We start from the raw sequence: 17076 nt of genomic DNA, 5'->3' as shown, positions 1-17076 counted from the left end.
ACCATTGGCGCCTCTCTGAATTCAGGTACTGCCCCATGCTGCTGCACATCCCCGGCCTGTTCTCTCGTGAGGAGGTGCAGCGCATCCGCCAGGCCCTGGAAAACGCCGAGTGGGCCGACGGTAAAATCACCGCCGGGCACCAGTCCGCCAAGGCCAAGCACAACCTGCAATTGCCCGAGGGCCACCCGCTGGCCAAGGAAATCGGCGCGGCGATGCTTGAACGGCTTTGGCAGAACCCGCTGTTTATGTCAGCGGCGTTACCGCACAAGGTGTTTCCGCCGCTGCTCAATTGCTACACGGCGGGCGGCAGTTTCGACTTTCATATCGACAACGCCGTGCGCCAACCCAAGGGCAGCCACGAGCGGGTGCGCACCGACCTGTCATCGACGCTGTTCTTCAGCGACCCGGACGAATACGACGGCGGCGAACTGGAAATCCAGGACACATTCGGCCTGCAGCGCGTGAAGCTGCCGGCCGGCGACATGGTGCTGTACCCCGGCTCCAGCCTGCACAAAGTCAACGCAGTGACCCGTGGCGCACGCTATGCCTCGTTCTTCTGGACCCAGAGCCTGGTACGTGAAGACAGCCAGCGCACCCTGCTGTTTGAAATGGACGGTGCGATCCAGCAACTGACCGCCGATGTGCCTGACCACCCCGCGCTGATTCAACTCACCGGTACGTATCACAACCTGCTGCGCCGCTGGGTCGAGGTCTGACATGGGCTTTTTATTGCGTCGGGAAGAGGTGCTCAACGTTGAGCAACTGCAAGCGATGCTCGACGATTCCCCCGTGCGCGCTGCCCAGGCAATCCTGATGGCGGCGAAGGAAGGAGTGGTCGATGCCCAGGCGTTGCTCGGGCAAATCCTGCTCGAAGGGCGTGGCATCGCACGCGATGAGACACTGGCCTTGCGCTGGTTCCAGATCGCTGCGCACAGCGGGCATTTGATGGCCCGCAACATGGTTGGGCGTTGCCGCGAGCATGGCTGGGGATGTGATGTCGATGAGGCGGCGGCGGCGCGGGAATATCGGGCGGCTGCCGAAGCAGGGTTGGATTGGGGGCAGTACAACTACGCCAATCTGCTGGCCACGGGGCGCGGTGTCGCCGAGGACCAACGACAAGCATTGGCCTGTTATCGCCGGGCGGCCGAGCAGGGGCATGCCAAGTCGATGAACCTGCTGGGGCGTTACCTGGAAGATGGTCGGTTCTGCCCACAGGACCTGGACGCCGCTGTGGACTGGTATCGACGCTCAGCCGAGGCCGGTGATTTTCGCGGGCAGTTCAGCTATGCGGCGGTGCTGGCCGACAGAGGTCAGATCGACGCGGCGCTGGAATGGTTGCGCAAGGCGTTGGCGGGCGGGAACCTGAAGTTCTTGCGGGTGGCGCACAAGGCCCTGGTAGCGGCGAATGATCCGCGGATCCGGGCGATGGCCGATGCCTATCAACAACGCGCGGTAAGCCTTTCTTGAGGCGTAAAAAAACCCATGACATGTCATGGGTTTTTTATGTGCGGCCGTTTTACACGTAGAACGATTTCAGTGGCGGAAAGCCATTGAACTCAACCGCGCTGTAGCTGGTGGTGTACGCACCGGTCGACAGCCAGTACAAGCGGTCACCAATCGCCAGGTTCAGCGGCAGGCCGTACTTGTAGTTTTCGTACATGATGTCGGCGCTGTCGCAGGTGGGACCTGCGATGACCACTTCTTCCATCTCGCCTTTCTTCTCGGTCCAGATCGGGAACTTGATGGCTTCGTCCATGGTTTCGATCAGGCCGGAGAACTTGCCCACGTCCGTGTACACCCAGCGCTCGACGGCGGTACGGGATTTACGTGCAACCAATACCACTTCACTGACCAGGATACCGGCGTTGGCGATCAACGAACGGCCCGGCTCCAGGATGATTTCCGGCAGGTCGTCGCCGAAATCTTCCTTGAGGAAGCGGATGATTTCTTCGGCGTAGGTTTCCAGGCTGTTGGTGCGGGTGATGTAGTTGGCCGGGAAGCCGCCGCCCATGTTGATCAGCTTGAGGTGGATGCCGTCTTCTTCTTTCAGGCGCTCGAAGATCACTTTGACCTTGGCGATCGCCGCGTCCCATACGCTGATGTCGCGCTGCTGCGAACCGACATGGAACGAGATGCCGTACGGCACCAGGCCCAGGTCGCGGGCGAGGATCAGCAGGTCCATCGCCATGTCGGTCTGGCAGCCGAATTTGCGCGACAGCGGCCAGTCAGCCGTGGTCGAGCCTTCGGTGAGGATACGCACATACACTTTCGAACCCGGCGCGGCCTTGGCGATGTTGCGCAAGTCGGCTTCGGAGTCGGTGGAGAACAGGCGTACGCCCTTATCAAAGAAGTAGCGGATGTCCTTGGACTTCTTGATGGTGTTGCCGTAGCTGATACGGTCAGGGCTGACGCCGCGGCCCAGTACCTTGTCCAGCTCGTAGATCGAAGCGATGTCGAAGCTCGAGCCTTTGTCCTTGAGCAGGTCAATGATCTCGACGGCCGGGTTGGCCTTGACCGCGTAATAGACCTTGGCGAATTCGAAACCGGCGCGCAGGTCATCGTAGGCCTGGCTGATCATCGCGGTGTCGATCACCACGAACGGGGTTTCTTGCTTGTCGGCGAACGCCTTCATTTTGTCAAAAGTGGCGCGCGCGAAATAATCTTCGACGTTGATCGACATGCTGGGAACTCCTAAGGGCAAACTGATTTAGTCAATGGGTGCAAATGAACGTCCTCCGTATCCCCACTTTGGTTCGCCTACTTCCCAAGGCATGTCGCCGAAAGCAAAAAGGCCATGGGATCAACCGCTTCCCTTGGCCTTGCTGTCTCGTCGTCAGTACTTGAGCCGGATGGATCGTTTCCAGCATGGACGTTCGGCGCGAACTTTAGGACGTGAGGGGCCATAGATCAACTAAAAATGTCGCGTTTTTGCACGCGCTCGTCGCACAGCCGCGTGCAGCTACTTATGTAACCGACCGGTGTGACGGAATGATGTTCCCCGAATGGGGCAAATCAGCGGGATTTCCTTGGCCCACCATAGAGCCAAATGTGGGAGGGGGCTTGCCCCCTCCCACATGTTGACCTGTGTTGTGTCAGGCCAAGGCAGTTTCAGCTGGCGACACGATACTGGTCTTGCCCCCACGCGACTTACCAGAGCTCAGGTACTCGGCAATCGACTCCTGCGTCACTTCCCCGAGGAACACCCGCTCCGCATCCATCACCGGCAACCACGAGCGGTTGAACTCGTACATGCGTGACAGCAGGATGCGCAAATGCTCGTCGTACGCCGCCGTGGCGTTGAACTCGCGCAGATACTGGCCGCAAGTCCCGGTCTGACGGTGCAGGTCGCGACGGCGTACATAACCCAGCGCCTTGTTCTCGGCACAAGTGACGACCACATAGCGGCGGTCGGTTTCGTCCATCAGCTCCAGGGCATCGGCCACTGGAGTTTCCGGGCTCACCGACGGCGCGTTGTCCGCAGCATCCTCGGCCTTCACCAGCAGCAGACGCTTGAGGGTGCTGTCCTGGCCCACGAAGTTGCTGACGAACTCGTCGGCAGGATGCGCCAGCAGCGTGTCCGGATGGTCGATCTGCAGCAGCTTGCCGGCACGGAAGATGGCGATCTTGTCACCCAGCTTGATGGCCTCGTCGATGTCGTGGCTGACCATGATCACGGTCTTGTTCAGCGCGCGCTGCATCTCGAAGAATTCGTTCTGGATCATCTCGCGGTTGATCGGGTCGACTGCGCCGAACGGCTCGTCCATCAGCAGCAGCGGCGCATCGGCCGCCAGTGCGCGGATCACGCCGATGCGCTGTTGCTGGCCACCGGACAGCTCACGCGGGTAGCGATGCAGGTACTGTTTGGGTTCCAGCTTGATCATGCTCATCAACTCGCGGGCGCGGTCGTGGCATTTCTGCTTGTCCCAGCCGAGCAGCTTGGGCACCACCACGATGTTTTCCTCGATGGTCATGTTCGGGAACAGGCCGATCTGCTGGATCACATAACCGATGTTGCGGCGCAGGGTCACTTCGTCGAGATCGGTGGTGTCTTCGCCATTGATCAGGATCTTGCCCGAGGTGGGCTTGATCAGGCGGTTGATCATTTTCAGCGTGGTGCTCTTGCCGCAACCCGATGGGCCGAGGAATACGCAAATCTCGCCTTCGTTGACGGTCAGGCTTACATCGTTCACGGCCGTTACCGTCTTGCCGTTGCTTTGGAAGGTCTTGGACAGGTTTTGAAGTTCGATCATTTGAGCAGTCCTTTTGGAGTCAGCGAGCGTTGCAGCCATTGCAGAAGCAGGTCGGCGAAGATGGCCAGGAGACTGACCAGCACGGCGCCGACGATCAGCATCGACATGTCGCTGCGGCTGATGGAAGCCAGAATAAGTACACCCAGGCCACCGGCGCCGATGGTGGCGGCGATGGTCATCACACCGATGTTCATCACTACGGCGGTGCGCACACCGGCGAGGATCACCGGCACAGCGATGGGCAACTCGACCATGCGCAGGCGCTGGCCGAAGGTCATGCCGATGCCTTTGGCGGCTTCGCGAATGCCAGGCTCCACGCCAGTGAGGGCGAGGTAGGTGTTACGCATGATCGGCAACAGGGAGTAGAGGAACACGGCGGTGATCGCCGGCATCGGCCCCAGGCCCTGGCCGAATTTGGAGTAGAACGGCAGCAGCAGGCCGAACAGGGCGATGGACGGTACGGTCAGCAATACCGTGGCGCTGGCTTGCAGCGGGCCTGCAAGCGTCGGGAAGCGCGTCATCAGGATGCCCAGGGGCACGCCGATCAGGATCGCGAGGATCACGGCAATGCCGACCAGGGTGATGTGCTGCCCGGTCAGGTGCAGGACTTGGGCCCAATCAAGATGGGAAAAGGCGTTCAGGAATTCCATGTCTTCTCCTCTTATTGATTGATCGGATGCTGGCGCAGGAAATCGGCGGCAACAGTGGAAGGGCTTTCATGGTCGACGTCGACCCGGGCGTTCAGCTGGCGCATGGTTTCGTCGTCGAACAGCGCGGCCAGCGGCTTGAGCTCGGCGGCCAGTTGTGGATGCGCATCCAGATAAACCTGGCGCACCACCGGCGCGGCGGTGTAGTCGGGGAAGTAATGCTTGTCGTCTTCCAGCAACTTCAATTTGAAGGCATTCAGGCGGCCGTCGGTGGTGTAGACCAAACCGGCGAACACCTGCCCATTACGCAGCGCGGTATAGACCAGGCCAGCGTCCATCTGCCGGGTGTTCTTGCGGGTCAGGTTCATGTCGTACAGCTTGACCATGCCGGCCAGGCCGTCGGAACGGTTGGCGAACTCGGTGTCCAGGGCGACCAGGCGTGTGCCTTTGGTTTTTTCCGCCAGGGCCTGGGTCAGGTCGCTGATGCTGTTGATCTGCGGGAATTCCTTCGCCACGTTCTCCGGCAATGCCAGGGCGTAGGTGTTGCTGAAGCGCGACGGGGAGAGCCAGACCAGGCCCTTTTTCGCGTCGAGTTCTTTCACCCGAGCGTAGGATTGTTCACTGTCGAGTTTCTCGTCGACATGGTTGTAGGCCACCAGCGACACGCCGGTGTATTCCCAGATCAGGTCCAGTTGCCCGCTTTCCTGGGCACTGCGCGCCAGGTTGCTGCCCAGTCCGCCGGTCACGCGGGTGTCATAGCCCTTGGTGCGCAGGTACTGGGAGGTGATTTCGGCGAGCAGGGTCTGTTCGGTGAACACCCGGGCGCCGATGCGGATCACCGGTTTTTCGGCGCCTTGTGCAACGCCTGCCAAGAGCAGGACGCAGCTCATTATCAATGTCAGTTTTTTCATGTCGGTTCCTTAAGACGCACGCAACCCGCGTTCCAGCCAGAGGCGGCTGGCCAGAGTCACCAGACCGTCGAGCAACAACGCCAGCAGCGCGGTGCACGCAGCGCCGAGCAGCAATTGCGGCTGATTGTTCAGGGCGATGCCAGGGAAGATCAGGCTGCCCAGGCTGTTGGCACCGATCAGGAACGCCAGCGGCGCGGTGCCGACATTGATCGCCAGGGCCACACGCACACCGCCGACGATGATTGGCACGGCGTTGGGCAATTCCACGCGAAACAGCACTTGGCGCGGCGTCATGCCGATGCCGGTGGCGGCTTCTTTCAGGGAGCCCTGGACGTTTTTCAGGCCTTCGTAGGTGTTGCGCACGATAGGCAGGAGGGAGGCGAGGAACAGCGCGAAGATGGCCGGGCCGCTGCCGATGCCAAGGACGCCGAGGGCGATGGCCAGTACGGCCAGGGGCGGGACGGTGTTGCCGATGTTGAAGATCTGCATGAAGCGTTCTGCGCGCCCGACCATGTGCGGTCGGCTGAGCAGGATACCGGCGGGGATGCCCACAATCAGGGCGGCCAGCATGGAGACAAGAACGAGGATCAGATGAGCTTGCAGGTAAAACAACAAATCGTCGCGGTACAGTTCGATCGTGTTGATGCCGATCCAGTGGACCAGCAGGGCCAAGAGGGCGACGACAACCGCTCCTCCTATCAGCCCTTTGCCATAGCGAATAGCCACAGGCGGACTCCTTTTTTCTTCTGTCGGCGCCCACATTCTCCGGCGGCAATGCCATTCCTGGCTGCCTCTGAATGTGGTCGCGAAATGCAGCTCGCCGATACCGGCAACGCGGTATGCGATCGAGCCATGAGCGCAGCCTCGTCAGGCTAACTTGCTGATTTATCAGCCCCTGTTCCGAGTGCGGTAGCAGGGGAGTGGACGTCTCTACCTTTTAAAAGGTTCCACACTTGGCAGCATTTAGCCACCCCCAATGGGCTGAACGGTGGTCCGTCCTCCTGGGTTTGCGCTATACTCGCCGCCCTTTTTTGACTCACCTGCCAGGCGATTTCCCATGACCCACCAGGCCGCCGAAGTCGCGAAACGCCGCACTTTCGCCATTATTTCCCACCCCGATGCCGGTAAAACCACCATCACCGAGAAGCTCTTGCTGATGGGCAAGGCAATCGCAGTGGCCGGCACGGTGAAATCCCGCAAATCCGACCGCCATGCCACCTCCGACTGGATGGAAATGGAAAAACAACGGGGTATCTCCATTACCACGTCGGTCATGCAGTTCCCGTATCGCGACCATATGGTCAACCTGCTCGATACCCCGGGCCACGAAGACTTCTCCGAAGACACCTACCGCACCCTGACCGCGGTGGACTCGGCGCTGATGGTCCTCGACGGCGGTAAAGGCGTCGAGCCCCGCACCATCGCGCTGATGGACGTGTGCCGTCTGCGTGACACGCCGATCGTCAGCTTCATCAACAAACTCGACCGCGACATCCGCGACCCCATCGAGCTGCTGGATGAAATCGAAGCCGTCCTGAAGATCAAGGCCGCGCCGATCACCTGGCCGATCGGTTGCTACCGCGACTTCAAGGGCGTGTACCACCTGGCTGACGACTACATCATTGTCTACACCGCCGGCCACGGTCACGAGCGCACCGAAACCAAGATCATCGAGAAACTCGACTCCGACGAAGCCCGCGCCCACCTGGGTGACGAGTACGACCGCTTTGTCGATCAGCTGGAACTGGTGCAGGGCGCCTGCCACGAGTTCAACCAGCAGGAGTTCCTCGACGGCCAACTGACCCCGGTGTTCTTCGGGACCGCCCTGGGCAACTTCGGTGTCGACCATGTACTCGACGCCGTTGTCGACTGGGCGCCCAAGCCTCTGGCCCGTGTTGCCAACGAGCGCACCGTGGAACCGGTCGAAGAGAAATTCACCGGCTTCGTGTTCAAGATCCAAGCGAACATGGACCCAAAACACCGCGACCGCATTGCCTTCATGCGCATCTGCTCCGGCAAATACGAAAAAGGCATGAAGATGCGCCACGTGCGCACCGGCAAGGACGTGCGCATCGGCGACGCCCTGACGTTCTTCTCCTCCGAGCGTGAACAGCTCGAAGAAGCCTACGCCGGTGACATCATCGGCCTGCACAACCACGGCACCATCCAGATCGGCGACACCTTCACCGAAGGCGAAGCGCTGGGCTTTACCGGTATCCCGCACTTCGCCCCGGAACTGTTCCGCCGTGTACGCCTGCGCGACCCGCTCAAATCCAAGCAACTGCGCCAGGGCTTGCAGCAACTGGCGGAAGAGGGGGCCACCCAGGTGTTCTTCCCCGAGCGCAGCAACGACATCATCCTCGGCGCCGTCGGTGTGCTGCAGTTCGATGTGGTCGCCAGCCGCTTGAAAGAGGAATACAAGGTGGAGTGCTCGTATGAGCCGATCACCGTGTACTCCGCGCGCTGGATCGAGTGCAGCGATAAGAAGAAGCTGGAAGAGTTCTCCAACAAGGCCGTGGAAAACCTCGCGGTGGACGGCGGTGGGCACTTGACCTACCTGGCGCCGACCCGGGTGAACCTGGCGCTGATGGAAGAACGCTGGCCGGATGTGAAATTCCGCGCGACCCGTGAGCACCATTAAGGTCCAAGCGGTAAAGAACAGGGCGAAGCTGTGATGGCTTCGCCCTTTTTATTGGCCAAACACAAATAAAAATGTGGGAGGGGCGGTGCGACGATTCGACTTGCCCCCGATAGCAGTGGGTCAATCAATAAATCCGCTGGCTGGTACGCCGCCATCGGGGGCAAGTCGAATCGTCGCACCGCCCCTCCCACATTTTGATCTTCATCGATCAGGGCTATTGGCGAGAAACCCACATCCCGTCTAGCGTTTGAAGTATTTCACTCACCCATCGACGGAATAGGAGGCCACCGTGCGTATAACTCAACGCGTCATTCAACTGGTGCTGCTGGGGGCTTTGGGCTTGTTCGCCTCATTGGCCCTGGCCGGCGCCGGCACGCCCCAATGGAAGGACACGGGCCCTGTCACCAAGAAAAAGCAGCAGGAGGTCAACTCTGGCAGCTGGCAGCCCCAGGCCCAGCCTGCGCCCAAGGAGGATGCGGAAAATCCCTATAACGAGGGGGAGGACAGTGCTACCTTCGACGACGGTGAGACCTGAGACTTGGCGTAAACCCGGCATCGGGGCTAGCGTCAATACTGGCGGCGGTAGACGGCTGTCGCGCGGGATTGACCTACTGACTGGACGGAATCAACCATGAGTATTTTTCAACGAGTTGTGCTGTTGATAAAAGTGCTGGTGCTGTTGTCGTTGGGGATGTCGTCGGCCTGGGCGCATAGCCCGGTGCAGAGCGGTGTTGTGGCTTCGGGGCACTGCCAGGATCTGCAACTGGCGAAGTCCGAGGCGGAGCCTGGCGACAAGGGCCAGGGTGGCAGTGAGGACGACGATGACTCCACCACCGACGAGCCGGACAGCGATGATCCGGACGCTGAAGGCGACAGCCAGACATAGTGTCCAAGGCTATGGAGGATTTAAAGGATGGAAGGTGGCAAGCCACCTCCCGTCCTCTTATAACGTGTTTGGTCCGACCTGAAGTTGTTTCAGTGCAAGATTGGCCCCAGCCCGAACGGTCTCAACTTGTGCATGAACCGCATCTTTCACAAGGGCCTCGTTAAAATCACTCAGCTCTTGATGCTTGATATGTTCGACACACAAATACAATAGGTGCAGGGCTACATCCATGGCGCTCTGAAAAGAGATCAGAGTGTTGTTGTGGCCCAATTCTTTTATTACGTTTTCCCAGCGTATATCCGACTCGGCCTGAAGCCGCTTAAACTCACCCATGGTGATGTCGTCGTCCTGGTAAATGGTGTTCAGCAAGTGCTCAAGAGAACGTGATACGGGGCGATATTTCATGGCGTTATCGATTTTCAATGATGAGGCGACTGAATCTAATCATTGATTTTGCAATTAACAATAGAGGCTTAGATGGTGTTACAGGTTTAGGAATAGAGGCGTGCGTACTATAATAAAGTTGCACTGAAAACAGCAGTATTTAAGGATGGACTACACACGTGGTGTGTTTTGAATCATTAATAAAAAGCCCCTGCCGCTAGGCTGATGCGCAACCTGGTGGCAGGGGCTGTGGAACTCGGAGCGTCAACCTCTAGCTGGAGTGGGGGAGACCGCTCCAGCCGAGCATCACGCGACGAACTGCTCCGCATAATGGCAGGCCACCTGGCGGTTATCCAAGGCCCGCAGTTGCGGCTCCTCGCTGCTGCACCGCGCCGTCGCATACGGGCAACGCTTGTGGAACGCGCAGCCCGGCGGTGGGTTCAGTGGGTTGGGCAGCTCGCCGACAATCTTGATCTTCGGCTTGTTCGGGTCCGGGTGGATGGTCGGGGTGGCCGACAGCAGCGCCTGGGTGTACGGGTGCAGCGGGCGTGCGTAGATGTCTTCCTTGGGGCCCACTTCCACCGGGCGACCGAGGTACATCACCATCACGTCATCGGCGACATGCTGCACCACCGCCAGGTTGTGGGAGATGAACACGTAGGCCGTGTTGAATTCCTGCTGCAGGTCCATGAACAGGTTGAGCACCTGGGCCTGGATCGATACGTCGAGCGCCGAGGTCGGTTCATCCGCCACCAGCACTTTCGGTTGCAGCATCATCGCGCGGGCCAGGGCGATGCGTTGGCGTTGGCCGCCGGAGAACATGTGCGGGTAGCGCTGATAATGCTCGGGGCGCAGGCCCACTTGCTTCATCATCGCCTGCACTTTTTCGCGGCGTTCGGCGGCGGACAGGTTGGTGTTGATCAACAGCGGCTCGCCCAGTTGATCACCAACTTTCTGCCGTGGGTTGAGCGACGCGTACGGGCTCTGGAATACCATCTGCACGTCTTTGCGCAATTGCTTGCGCTGGGCCTTGTCGGCGCCGGCCACTTCCTGGCCGGCGATTTTCAAGGAACCGGAAGACGGCTCTTCGATCAATGTGAGCGCACGGGCCAGGGTGGATTTGCCGCAACCCGACTCGCCTACAACGGCGAGGGTCTTGCCGGCTTCCAACTCAAAGGACACGCCATTGAGGGCGCGCACAGTGGCGTGGCCCTTGAACAGGCCACGGGACACTTCGTAGTGACGGGTCAGGTCGCGGGCGGTAAGAACGACGGCCATTACGCCACCTCCTGGTTCAAGGGGTAGAAGCAGCGCGCAAGGCTGTTGGTTTTCGGATCAAGGCCGGGGCGCTGGCTCCGGCAGTTTTCCTGCACGTACGGGCATCGCGGCGACAGCAGGCAGCCCTGCGGACGGTCATAGCGGCCGGGTACGATACCGGGCAACGTGGCCAGGCGCGTGGCGCCCAGGCTGTGCTCCGGGATCGCCTTGAGCAGGGCTTCGCTGTACGGGTGCGCCGGGATGTCGAACAGTTGCGGCACCTGGCCGACTTCCACCGCTTGGCCGGCATACATCACGCACACGCGCTGGGCGGTTTCCGCCACGACCGCGAGGTCGTGGGTGATCAGCACCAGGCCCATGTTCTGTTCTTTCTGCAGGGCCAGCAGCAGGTCCATGATCTGCGCTTGAATGGTGACGTCCAGTGCGGTGGTGGGCTCATCCGCGATCAGCAGTTTCGGCTCGCCGGCAATCGCCATAGCGATTGCTACACGCTGGCTCATACCGCCGGACAGTTGGTGCGGGTAGGCATCCATACGGCTGGCAGCGCCCGGGATTTCAACCTTTTCCAACAGTTCGATGGCGCGTTTGCGCGCTTGTTTGCCGGACATTTTCAGGTGCAGGCGCAACACTTCTTCGATCTGGAAGCCCACGGTGTAGCTGGGGTTCAGCGCGGTCATCGGGTCCTGGAACACCATCGCCAGGTCTTTGCCGACGATCTGGCGACGCTGGCGATTGCTCAACTTGAGCATGTCCTTGCCGTCGAAGTTCAGGGCGTCGGCGGTGACGATGCCGGGGTGCTCGATCAGGCCCATCAGCGCCATCATGGTCACGGATTTTCCCGAGCCCGACTCGCCAACGATGGCCAGTACTTCGCCTTTGTCGACGGAAATGTCGAGGCCATCGACCACCGGCACGGCGGTCTTGTCGCCGAAGCGCACGTTGAGATTCTTGATTTCTAACAGTGACATGGGAATCTCCTCAGGCGGCGTTCTTGAGTTTCGGGTCCAGCGCATCGCGCAGGCCGTCGCCCATCAAGTTGATTGCCAGCACGCTGAGCAAAATGGTCAGACCCGGCAGGCTTACCACCCACCAGGCGCGTTCGATGTAGTCACGGGCCGAAGCCAGCATGGTGCCCCACTCCGGGGTTGGCGGTTGTACGCCAAGGCCGAGGAAGCCAAGGGCCGCTGCATCGAGGATCGCCGAAGAGAAACTCAGGGTGGCCTGGACGATCAGCGGTGCCATGCAGTTGGGCAGCACAGTAATGAACATCAGGCGCGGCAGGCCGGCACCGGCGAGGCGCGCGGCGGTCACGTAGTCGCGGTTCAGTTCGCCCATCACCGCCGCGCGGGTCAGGCGCACGTAGGACGGCAGCGACACGATAGCGATGGCGATCACGGTGTTGATCAGGCCAGGGCCGAGGATTGCCACAATGGCCACGGCCAGCAGCAGCGACGGCAGGGCCAGCATGATGTCCATCAGACGCATGATGGTCGGGCCGAGCAAGCGCGGGAAGAACCCGGCGAACAGACCCAGCAGAATGCCCGGGATCAGCGACATCACCACCGACGACAAGCCGATCAGCAACGACAGGCGCGAGCCCTGGATCAGGCGTGAAAGCAGGTCGCGGCCCAGTTCGTCGGTGCCGAGCAGGAATTGCATCTGCCCACCCTCCAGCCAGGCTGGCGGGGTCAGCAGGAAGTCGCGGTATTGCTCGCTCGGGTTATGCGGTGCAACCCACGGGGCAAAGATCGCGCAGAACACGATCAGCAACATGAACAGCAGGCCGGCAACCGCGCCTTTGTTCTTGGAGAAGGCTTGCCAGAATTCTTTGTACGGGGACGGGTACAGCAGGCTTTGATCGACTGCTGACACTGGAGTAGGTGTGGTCATGGTCATGATCTCAGCGCTGGTGACGGATGCGTGGGTTGGCGAAGCCGTAGAGGATATCCACCACGAAGTTCACCAGGATCACCAGGCAGGCGATCAGCAGGATGCCGTTCTGCACCACCGGGTAGTCCCGCGCGCCAATGGCTTCGATCAGCCATTTGCCGATGCCGGGCCACGAGAAGATGGTCTCGGTCAGGACCGCACCGGCCAGCAGCGTGCCGACTTGCAGGCCGACCACGGTCAACACCGGGATCAGTGCGTTACGCAGGCCGTGCACGAACACCACGCGCGTCGGCGACAGGCCTTTGGCCTTGGCGGTGCGGATGTAATCTTCGCGCAGCACTTCGAGCATCGACGAACGGGTCATCCGCGCGATCACCGCCAGCGGGATGGTGCCGAGCACGATGGCCGGCAGGATCAGGTGGTGCAGGGCGTCGAAGAACGCGTCCGGCTCGTCAGCCAGCAGCGTGTCGATCAGCATGAAGCCGGTGCGCGGCTCGATGTCGTAGAGCAGGTCGATACGCCCGGAAACCGGGGTCCAGCCCAGGCTCACCGAGAAGAACATGATCAGGATCAGGCCCCACCAGAAGATCGGCATCGAATATCCCGCCAGGGAGATGCCCATCACCCCATGGTCGAACAGGGATCCTCGTTTCAGGGCCGCGATCACCCCGGCCAACAGGCCCAGGATACCGGCGAACAACAGGGCGGCCATGGACAGTTCCAGGGTCGCGGGGAACAGGGCGGTGAATTCAGTCCACACGCTGGTGCGGGTACGCAGCGATTCGCCAAGGTCACCCTGGGCGAGTTTGCCGACGTAATCCAGGTATTGCGCATACAGCGGCTTGTTAAGGCCGAGGCGTTCCATTGCCTGTGCGTGCATCTCGGGGTCGACGCGCCGCTCGCCCATCATGACTTCGACGGGGTCGCCAGGGATCATGCGAATCAACGCAAACGTGAGCAACGTGATGCCGAAGAACGTGGGGATCAATAACCCCAGTCGGCGGGCAATAAAACTAAACATCTTGTCGTGTACCTCAATCAGCCGGTTAGGCAGGTCCGGCGCCGTCAATGTCGACGGCGCCGAGCGTTTTTCTTATTTACTTCACCTGGGTGGTGGCGAAGTTATTGTTCGTCAGAGGGCTTTGGGTATAACCCTCGACGTTCTTGCGCATAGCGGTGAACATTTTCGGGTAAGCCATGGGGATCCATGGTTGGTCCTTGTCGAAAACGTCCATGGCTTGTTCATAGAGTGCAGCGCGTTGTGCGGGTTCAGCCACAGCGCGCGCCTTGTCGATCAAGTCTTGAAACTCTTTGTTACACCAGCGCGCGTAGTTTTCGCCGTTTTTCGCTGCATCGCAACTCAGGTTCGGCGTGAGGAAGTTATCCGGGTCGCCGTTATCCCCCGCCCATCCGGCGGATACCATGTCGTGTTCACCGTTTTTAGCACGCTTGAGCATTTCGCCCCATTCCATGACTTTGATATTCACCTTCAGGCCAATCTGCGCCAGATCCGCCTGCATGCGCTGGGCGCCGAGCATCGGGTTAGGGTTGGTCGGGCCGCCGCCGTTACGGGTGAACAGGGTGAACTCGGTGCCTTCCGGCACACCCGCTTCCTTGAGCAGGGCACGGGCCTTGTCGAGGTCGCGCGGTGGGTTTTTCAGCTTGTCGTTGAAGCCCAGCAGCGTGGGGGGAAACGGGCCGGTGGCATCGACAGCGTTGCCTTTGCCGTACAGCGATTCGTTGTAGCCTTTTTTGTCGAACGCGATGTTGATCGCGTGACGCACCCGCGCGTCGCTCATGTACTTGTGTGTGGTGTTCAGTGCGGTGTAGGCGGTGGTCATCGCCGCCAGTTCATCGACCTTCAGGTTCGGGTCTTTCTTGATGCTTGGCAGGTCATCGGGCTTGGGATATAGCGCGACCTGGCATTCGTTGGCCTTGAGCTTCTGCAGGCGCACGTTGTTGTCGACCGCAATGGCCAGGATCAACGGATCGGCCGGCGGCTTGCCACGGAAGTACTCCGGGTTGGCCTTGAAGCGCACCTGGGCATCTTTCTGGTAGCGGATGAAGATGAACGGGCCGGTACCGATCGGCTTGCTATTGAGCTCATCGGTCTTACCGGCGGCGAGCAGTTTGTCGGCGTATTCAGCGGAGTGGATGGCGGTAAACGGCATCGCGACATCGGCCAGGAACGGTGCTTCAGGGCGCGTCAGGGTGAAGACCACCGTGTGGTCATCAGTCTTCTCGACACTTTTGAGCAGTTCCTTGAAGCCCATGCTTTCGAAATAGGGGAAACCCGTGGTGGATTTGTTATGCCAAGGGTGTTTCGGGTCCAACTGGCGCTGGAAGCTCCAGAGCACGTCATCGGCATTCAAGTTACGCGTGGGTTTGAAATAGTCGGTGGTGTGGAACTTGACGTCATCGCGCAGGTGGAACGTATAGGTCAGGCCGTCGTCACTGATTTCCCAGCTCTTGGCGAGCGCGGGAACAATTTCAGTGGTGCCTGGCTTGAAGTCCACCAAACGGTTGAACATGGTTTCAGCAGCGGCGTCAGCCGTCACGGCCGTGGTGTACAGGACCGGGTCGAAACCTTCCGGGCTGGCTTCGGTGCAGACCACCAGTGGTTTGGCCGAAACGCCGATGGCCACGCTCAACAGCGCGGCAGCCATGGCGGCTTGTAGTGGGAGCAATTTCATTCGGAGCCCTCTGCAATCGATGGGACCAGACAAGCGTAGACGGCGGGCTCGTCCTGAGCCCGCCGCTTACTTGGCGCTGATTAAAGAATGTTGAACGGGATGGTGGTGACCAGGCGGAACTCTTTGATGTTGCCGTCAGCTTGTTGGGCGCTGGCGCGGTGAGTCACGTAGGTGCCACGGATCGTAGTGGCCTTGAGCGGGCCGCTCTGAATTGCGTAGGAAGTACCAACGCCGTATTCCTGGTGTTTCTCGCCGTCCATCAGGCGCAGGTCGCTACGCGATGCGCCGGCTTCGCCGTAGGCGGTGCCGTTGTAGTGAGTACCGTCGATGCCCCAACCGCGCGCCGAGTAGACGTTGAACTTCAGGCCTGGCACGCCGTATTCGGCCATGTTGATGGCGTAGGCGATCTGGAAAGACTTCTCGTTCGGGCTGTTGAAGTCCGAAGTCAGGGAGTTTGCCAGGTAGATGCCGTTGGTTTCGTGCAGGTAGTCGAAGTACTCGTCACCGTTCACTTCCTGGTACGAGAAGGTCAGGCTGTGGGCCTGGTGGGTCAAGCCCAGGGACAACGAGTAGGTGTCGTTGTCGATGTTGCCCATCTTCTTGCTGCCGGTGTCGGTGGTCTTGTAGTAGTTCAGGCCGGTGGTCAGTGCCAGGGTCTGAGCATCACCCAGTTCGTGGGTTGCGCCGAAGTAGTACTGGTTCCAGAAGTCTTCGACGTTGGCGGCGAACACGCTGGTTTTCAGGCTCTTGAACGGCTGGTAGTTGAAGCCCAGGGTCTTGACCTTGTCGGTTTCCTGGCCATTGCCGTATTCGGAACGGAATTTCGACAGGCTCTGCTCGGTACGCGGCGAAACGCGATCGAAGATACCGCCCTGGAACGACAGGTTGCTGAACTCTTCGCTGTTGAAGCTCACACCTTCAAAGCTCGAAGGCAGCGCACGGTTGCCGATGGTGTCGACGATACCGGTGCTGAAGTTCTGGCGACCGGCGGTCAAGGTGGTGTTGGAGACACGGAACTTGACGTTGGCCAGGCCCAGTTTGCTCCACTGGCCTACAGCGTCGCCGCCGGAATCCGCCAGGGTACGGTTGGAACCGCCGGCGATATCTTTGCGGTCGCGGTCGAGGGCGATGAAGTTGTAGGCAGCGACTTCAGTGCTGACCCCGACAGTGCCTTGGGTGAAGCCCGAGGTGTAGTTGAGGATGGTGCCCTGGGCCCAGTTGATACGGCGCGAGATCGGCGTCTTCACGCCGTCTTTGCGATAGCTGAAGCGGTCGTTGCGAAACTTCATTTCGTTCGCATACCAGTTGCGAGTGGTACCGCCCAGGCTTTGACCGTCGATGAAGCCCTTGGCCTCGCTTTGCGCGCTGGTGCCGGCCAGTGTGGTCGGCACGAAGTCCTGGCTGGCGGGTTCCGCGTAGGCGGTGGCCGTGATGCTGCTGATGGCCAGGGCCAGAAGCGCTTTGCTGCTCAGTTTCATGGGTTGAAGCTCCTTTGG

The 17076-nt window shown here is 60.2% G+C and carries 17 protein-coding genes; 5 read left to right on the top strand and 12 right to left on the bottom strand.

Features of this window, described 5'->3' with window-relative positions; translation table 11 throughout:
- Positions 1-35: 35 nt before the first annotated feature.
- Entirely contained in the window at positions 36-716 is a 681-nt protein-coding gene (locus BMX59_RS03205) for a Fe2+-dependent dioxygenase (RefSeq protein ID WP_071491099.1), read from the top strand.
- 1 nt (position 717) lies between these two features.
- Positions 718-1467, top strand: coding sequence for a tetratricopeptide repeat protein (locus tag BMX59_RS03200; RefSeq protein ID WP_093119899.1), 750 nt, complete (start codon positions 718-720; stop codon positions 1465-1467).
- A 49-nt stretch (positions 1468-1516) separates the two neighbouring features.
- Here BMX59_RS03200 and BMX59_RS03195 read toward each other — a convergent pair whose 3' ends face one another.
- The 5 genes from BMX59_RS03195 to BMX59_RS03175 all read right to left on the bottom strand — a co-directional run bounded on the left by BMX59_RS03195 (position 1517) and on the right by BMX59_RS03175 (position 6570).
- Complete coding sequence (locus BMX59_RS03195; RefSeq protein ID WP_071491101.1) at positions 1517-2680, bottom strand: type III PLP-dependent enzyme; 1164 nt, start codon at positions 2678-2680, stop codon at positions 1517-1519.
- Between the two features lie 412 nt (positions 2681-3092).
- Positions 3093-4250 carry an osmoprotectant ABC transporter ATP-binding protein OsmV gene (locus BMX59_RS03190; protein ID WP_071491102.1) on the bottom strand — a complete coding sequence of 386 codons (1158 nt, stop codon included), beginning with the start codon at positions 4248-4250 and terminating at the stop codon, positions 3093-3095.
- A complete protein-coding gene (locus tag BMX59_RS03185) occupies positions 4247-4900 on the bottom strand; it encodes an ABC transporter permease (protein ID WP_058423040.1) in 654 nt (217 codons plus the stop codon). The genes BMX59_RS03190 and BMX59_RS03185 overlap by 4 nt, the downstream gene beginning before the upstream one ends.
- 11 nt (positions 4901-4911) lie before the next feature.
- The gene (locus BMX59_RS03180; RefSeq protein ID WP_093119897.1) at positions 4912-5808 is read right to left on the bottom strand and encodes a glycine betaine ABC transporter substrate-binding protein; all 897 of its coding nucleotides are present in this window, start codon (positions 5806-5808) and stop codon (positions 4912-4914) included.
- 9 nt (positions 5809-5817) lie between these two features.
- The gene (locus BMX59_RS03175; protein WP_258539690.1) at positions 5818-6570 is read right to left on the bottom strand and encodes an ABC transporter permease; all 753 of its coding nucleotides are present in this window, start codon (positions 6568-6570) and stop codon (positions 5818-5820) included.
- A 295-nt stretch (positions 6571-6865) separates the two neighbouring features.
- Here BMX59_RS03175 and BMX59_RS03170 point away from each other — a divergent pair, with 295 nt between their 5' ends.
- The 3 genes from BMX59_RS03170 (at position 6866) to BMX59_RS03160 (ending at position 9335) form a co-directional block, all read left to right on the top strand.
- Positions 6866-8449 (top strand): peptide chain release factor 3, encoded by a 1584-nt coding sequence (locus BMX59_RS03170; RefSeq protein ID WP_078046847.1) that lies wholly within the window; start codon positions 6866-6868, stop codon positions 8447-8449.
- 289 nt (positions 8450-8738) lie between these two features.
- Positions 8739-8984: a hypothetical protein gene (locus tag BMX59_RS03165; RefSeq protein ID WP_071491105.1), complete on the top strand. Its 246-nt coding sequence runs from the start codon at positions 8739-8741 to the stop codon at positions 8982-8984.
- Positions 8985-9080: 96 nt separating this feature from the next.
- A complete protein-coding gene (locus BMX59_RS03160) occupies positions 9081-9335 on the top strand; it encodes a hypothetical protein (protein WP_092240684.1) in 255 nt (84 codons plus the stop codon).
- Positions 9336-9392: 57 nt separating this feature from the next.
- On the opposite strand, the gene BMX59_RS03155 is transcribed toward BMX59_RS03160, so the two are convergent.
- From BMX59_RS03155 to BMX59_RS03125, 7 genes are all read right to left on the bottom strand, one after another.
- Positions 9393-9740: a hypothetical protein gene (locus BMX59_RS03155; RefSeq protein ID WP_092240686.1), complete on the bottom strand. Its 348-nt coding sequence runs from the start codon at positions 9738-9740 to the stop codon at positions 9393-9395.
- Between the two features lie 285 nt (positions 9741-10025).
- Positions 10026-10997 (bottom strand): peptide ABC transporter ATP-binding protein, encoded by a 972-nt coding sequence (locus BMX59_RS03150; protein WP_016971590.1) that lies wholly within the window; start codon positions 10995-10997, stop codon positions 10026-10028.
- A complete protein-coding gene (locus BMX59_RS03145) occupies positions 10997-11965 on the bottom strand; it encodes an ABC transporter ATP-binding protein (protein WP_071491107.1) in 969 nt (322 codons plus the stop codon). The genes BMX59_RS03150 and BMX59_RS03145 overlap by 1 nt, the downstream gene beginning before the upstream one ends.
- 10 nt (positions 11966-11975) lie before the next feature.
- A complete protein-coding gene (locus BMX59_RS03140; protein WP_010213191.1) occupies positions 11976-12887 on the bottom strand; it encodes an ABC transporter permease subunit in 912 nt (303 codons plus the stop codon).
- A gap of 10 nt (positions 12888-12897) precedes the next feature.
- A complete protein-coding gene (locus BMX59_RS03135; RefSeq protein ID WP_025856266.1) occupies positions 12898-13908 on the bottom strand; it encodes an ABC transporter permease subunit in 1011 nt (336 codons plus the stop codon).
- A gap of 76 nt (positions 13909-13984) precedes the next feature.
- The gene (locus BMX59_RS03130) at positions 13985-15580 is read right to left on the bottom strand and encodes an ABC transporter substrate-binding protein (RefSeq protein ID WP_093119891.1); all 1596 of its coding nucleotides are present in this window, start codon (positions 15578-15580) and stop codon (positions 13985-13987) included.
- Between the two features lie 80 nt (positions 15581-15660).
- Positions 15661-17058 carry an OprD family outer membrane porin gene (locus BMX59_RS03125; RefSeq protein ID WP_092240692.1) on the bottom strand — a complete coding sequence of 466 codons (1398 nt, stop codon included), beginning with the start codon at positions 17056-17058 and terminating at the stop codon, positions 15661-15663.
- Positions 17059-17076: the final 18 nt, after the last annotated feature.

It is taken from the genome of Pseudomonas sp. NFR09 (genome assembly GCF_900111535.1).
GTDB lineage: Bacteria > Pseudomonadota > Gammaproteobacteria > Pseudomonadales > Pseudomonadaceae > Aquipseudomonas > Aquipseudomonas extremorientalis.
The sequence above is the reverse complement of the archived record's forward strand: the minus strand, read 5'-3'. Positions and strand labels throughout refer to the sequence as shown.